This window comes from Devosia sp. (assembly GCF_028290625.1).
Classification (GTDB): Bacteria; Pseudomonadota; Alphaproteobacteria; order Rhizobiales; family Devosiaceae; genus Devosia.
Window position 1 is genome coordinate 1 of record NZ_JAQGJM010000057.1, and the last position, 3,024, is coordinate 3,024.

At 70.7% G+C, this 3,024-nt stretch carries 3 protein-coding genes; 2 read left to right on the forward strand and 1 reads right to left on the reverse strand.

Translation table 11 applies throughout. The annotated features are described in order from the left end of the window. Positions 1-631, forward strand: a 631-nt coding sequence (locus JWR51_RS23920) for a fused MFS/spermidine synthase (protein WP_299753651.1), incomplete at its 5' end; no start/stop codon positions are given. Here the strand turns inward: JWR51_RS23920 and JWR51_RS23925 are convergent. Continuing rightward, positions 603-1,754 carry a bifunctional 2-C-methyl-D-erythritol 4-phosphate cytidylyltransferase/2-C-methyl-D-erythritol 2,4-cyclodiphosphate synthase gene (locus tag JWR51_RS23925; protein WP_299753653.1) on the reverse strand — a complete coding sequence of 384 codons (1,152 nt, stop codon included), beginning with the start codon at positions 1,752-1,754 and terminating at the stop codon, positions 603-605. The genes JWR51_RS23920 and JWR51_RS23925 overlap by 29 nt on opposite strands. 91 nt (positions 1,755-1,845) lie before the next feature. Between JWR51_RS23925 and dusB the strand changes: the two genes are divergently transcribed. Then, the gene (gene dusB, locus JWR51_RS23930; protein WP_299753655.1) at positions 1,846-2,853 is read left to right on the forward strand and encodes a tRNA dihydrouridine synthase DusB; all 1,008 of its coding nucleotides are present in this window, start codon (positions 1,846-1,848) and stop codon (positions 2,851-2,853) included. The last annotated feature ends 171 nt before the right edge of the window (positions 2,854-3,024 follow it).

Consider the following 3,024-nt stretch of genomic DNA (forward strand, 5'->3'; position numbering starts at 1 on the left):
CATTGGCATGGGGGCGGGGACGGTCGCGGCCTACGCCCGCCCCGGCGACGCCATGCGCTTCTACGAGATCGACCCCAAGGTCATCGCCATCGCCACGGACATCGACAAGTTCACCTACATCTCGGGCTGTGCGGCCAAGGCCCATGTCGACTGGGTGCTCGGCGACGCGCGGCTGTCCCTGCAAAAGGAGCAGCCCGGTCTGTTCGACGTCATCCTCGTCGACGCCTTCACCTCCGACGCGGTCCCCGCTCACCTGCTGACCGTCGAGGCGATGCGGATGTATCTGCAGAAACTCGCGCCCGACGGGGTGGTCATCATGCACCTGTCGAACCGCAACCTCGACCTGGAGCGGCCGGTGGCGGCCGCGGCGGCCCTGGCCGGCGGAGCCTCGCTGCAGCAGTTCTACAACCCGCCCGACCGCTCCGATCTCGTCGAGTCGCCGGAGAATGTGATCATCGTCGCGCGTTCGCAGCAGGCGCTCGCGCCCTACCGCGCCGACCCGCGCTGGCGACCGGCCCACGCCGACGGCGTCCGCGCCTGGACCGACGATTACACCAACCTGTTCGCCGCCTTGATCCGCCGCATGCGCGACCGCGACGAGATCAGGAAGGCGACTCCACCGTCGCCATAGCCTGGGCAGCCAGGCCTTCGCCGCGCCCGGTGAAGCCCATGCCCTCGGTGGTCGTCGCCTTGACGCTGACCTGATCCACCGCGACGTCCAACAGTTCGGCGATCCTTTCCCGCATCGCCTGGCGGTGCGGCTTTATCTTCGGCTGCTCGCAGATCAGGGTCACGTCGACGTTGCATATCCGTGCGCCGCGCGCGGCGACCAGGGCCGCGGCCTTCTGCAGGAAGACGGAGGAGGGGGCGCCGCGCCATTGTGGGTCGCTGGGCGGGAAGTGGTCGCCGATGTCGCCTTCGCCGATCGCGCCCAGGAGGGCGTCTGTCAGGGCATGCAGGCCGGCGTCGGCGTCGGAATGTCCGATCAGGCTCTGGCCGTGGTCGATGCGCACGCCGCACAGCCAGACGGCCTCGCCAGGCCCCCAGCGGTGGGCGTCGAAACCCTGGCCGGTGCGGGTGGTCCGCCCTGACGCGGCCAAGGACGCGGCAAGGGCCTCGGCCATGGTGAAGTCCTCCGGATAGGTCAGTTTCATCAGCATCGGGTCGCCAGGCGTGGCGACCACCCGCCCGCCGTTGGCCTCGACCACCGCGGCGTCGTCGGTCGCGGCGTCGTCGCCGGGCAGGGCGGCATAGGCGGCGAGCAGGGCAGGGCGGCGGAAGGCCTGCGGCGTCTGCGCCCGGCCAAGGCCGTCCCGGGAGACGGTCGTCAGAGCGTCACCCTGCCGCTTCAAGGTGTCGGCCACTGGTAGCAAGGGAACCGCGCCTTCCGCGTCGGCAAGGGCCGCGAGCAGGGCGTCGATATGGTTTTTGGTCAGGAAGGGGCGGGCGGCGTCATGGATCAGGACAGGCGCAGTTCCAGAGCCCAGCGCGACTAGGCCGGCGCGAACCGAAGCGGTGCGGGTCGCCCCGCCTGGCGCCAGGACCCAGCCTTCAAGGCCAGCCAGGGCCGCCTGCGCCTGCTGGCGATCGGCCTCCTGCACGACGACCACCAGGGGCGCGGCGCCGGCTTCCAGCATGGCCTGCGCCGACCAGCGCAGCACGGGGCGGCCGGCCAGCCGACGCCACTGTTTGGCCGGTCCCTGGCCGGCGCGCTGCCCCGAACCGGCGGCGACGATAATGGCGCTGAAATCCATCGCCCCTTCTGTCCGTGACGAATTGTCGAAAGTCCAGCTTTACGGCGCCGCACAAATTGCCTAAAACCTAGGCGACGGGGATGACTAATTAATGAGCATTGGCCTTCAGTTGCATGCCGTTCGCGTAGATGGCCGGGTCTGGTTGGCGCCCATGACGGGTGTTTCCGATCTGCCGTTTCGCACTGCGGCATCGCGCCTGGGCGCGGCCTATGTCGCCACCGAGATGGTCGCCGGCGCCGAACTGGCGCGCGGCCGTCCCGATGTCGTGCGCCGCGCCGCGATCGGCGAGGCCTCGTCATTGATGGTGGTCCAACTGGTCGGCCGCGAAGCGCGCTGGATGGCCGAGGGCGCGGAGATGGCCGCCAAGGCCGGCGCCCAGGTCATCGACCTCAACTTCGGTTGCCCGGCGAAAGAAGTGACTGGCGCGCTCTGCGGGTCGGCCCTGATGCGCGACCTGGACGCCGCCGAGCGCCTGGTCCGCGCCGCCGTCGAGGCCGTCGATGTACCGGTCACGGTGAAGATGCGCCTGGGCTGGGACGACGCCACCCGCAACGCCGCCGAGTTCGCCCAGCGCTGCGAACAACTGGGCGTCGCGGCGGTGACCGTGCACGGCCGCACCCGCTGCCAGTTCTACAAGGGCCAGGCCGACTGGGCGGCCATCGCCGCCGTCAAACAGGCGGTCGCGATCCCGGTGATCGTCAACGGCGACATCGTCGATGCCGTCACGGCCCGCGAGGCCCTCGCCCAATCCGGCGCGGACGCGGTGATGATCGGCCGTGGCGCGGCGGGCCGGCCGTGGATCGCAAGCCAGATCGAAGCCGAACTCGACGGCCGCGCCTTCGCCGAGCCTGGCCCCGAGGCGCGTCTGGCGATCGTCATCCGGCACTTCCGCGACAGCCTGGCCTTTTACGGCCAGCCGCTCGGGCTGAAGATGTTCCGCAAACACCTCGGCGCCTACATCGAGGCCGCGCCCTGGCCCGCCGATCCGGTCGAGCGGCGCGCCGCCAAGGCCCGCCTCTGCCGCCTGGAAGTCCCCGCCGAGGTCGAGGCCGAACTGGCCGCCCTTTGGCGCATCGAGCCGCAAAGGCTGGCCGCATGAGCGGTCGGGCAAGACACGGGGCGACGTTGAACCTCTCCGAGGCGATGCGCGCGGCGGCCTTCGACCTGAGCCCGGAGCCGGCGCTGGTCATCGGCCCGGACGGCGCCCTTTCCGCCGCCAACGGAGCCGCCGAGGCTCTGTTCGGCCAGGGCCTGGGCCTGATCGCTCGCG

Excerpts from the sequence above, each read along its gene's own strand:
- JWR51_RS23925 (WP_299753653.1), bottom strand. The coding sequence starts at position 1,754 with ATGGATTTCAGCGCCATTATCGTCGCCGCCGGTTCGGGGCAGCGCGCC.
- dusB (WP_299753655.1), top strand. The coding sequence starts at position 1,846 with ATGAGCATTGGCCTTCAGTTGCATGCCGTTCGCGTAGATGGCCGGGTC.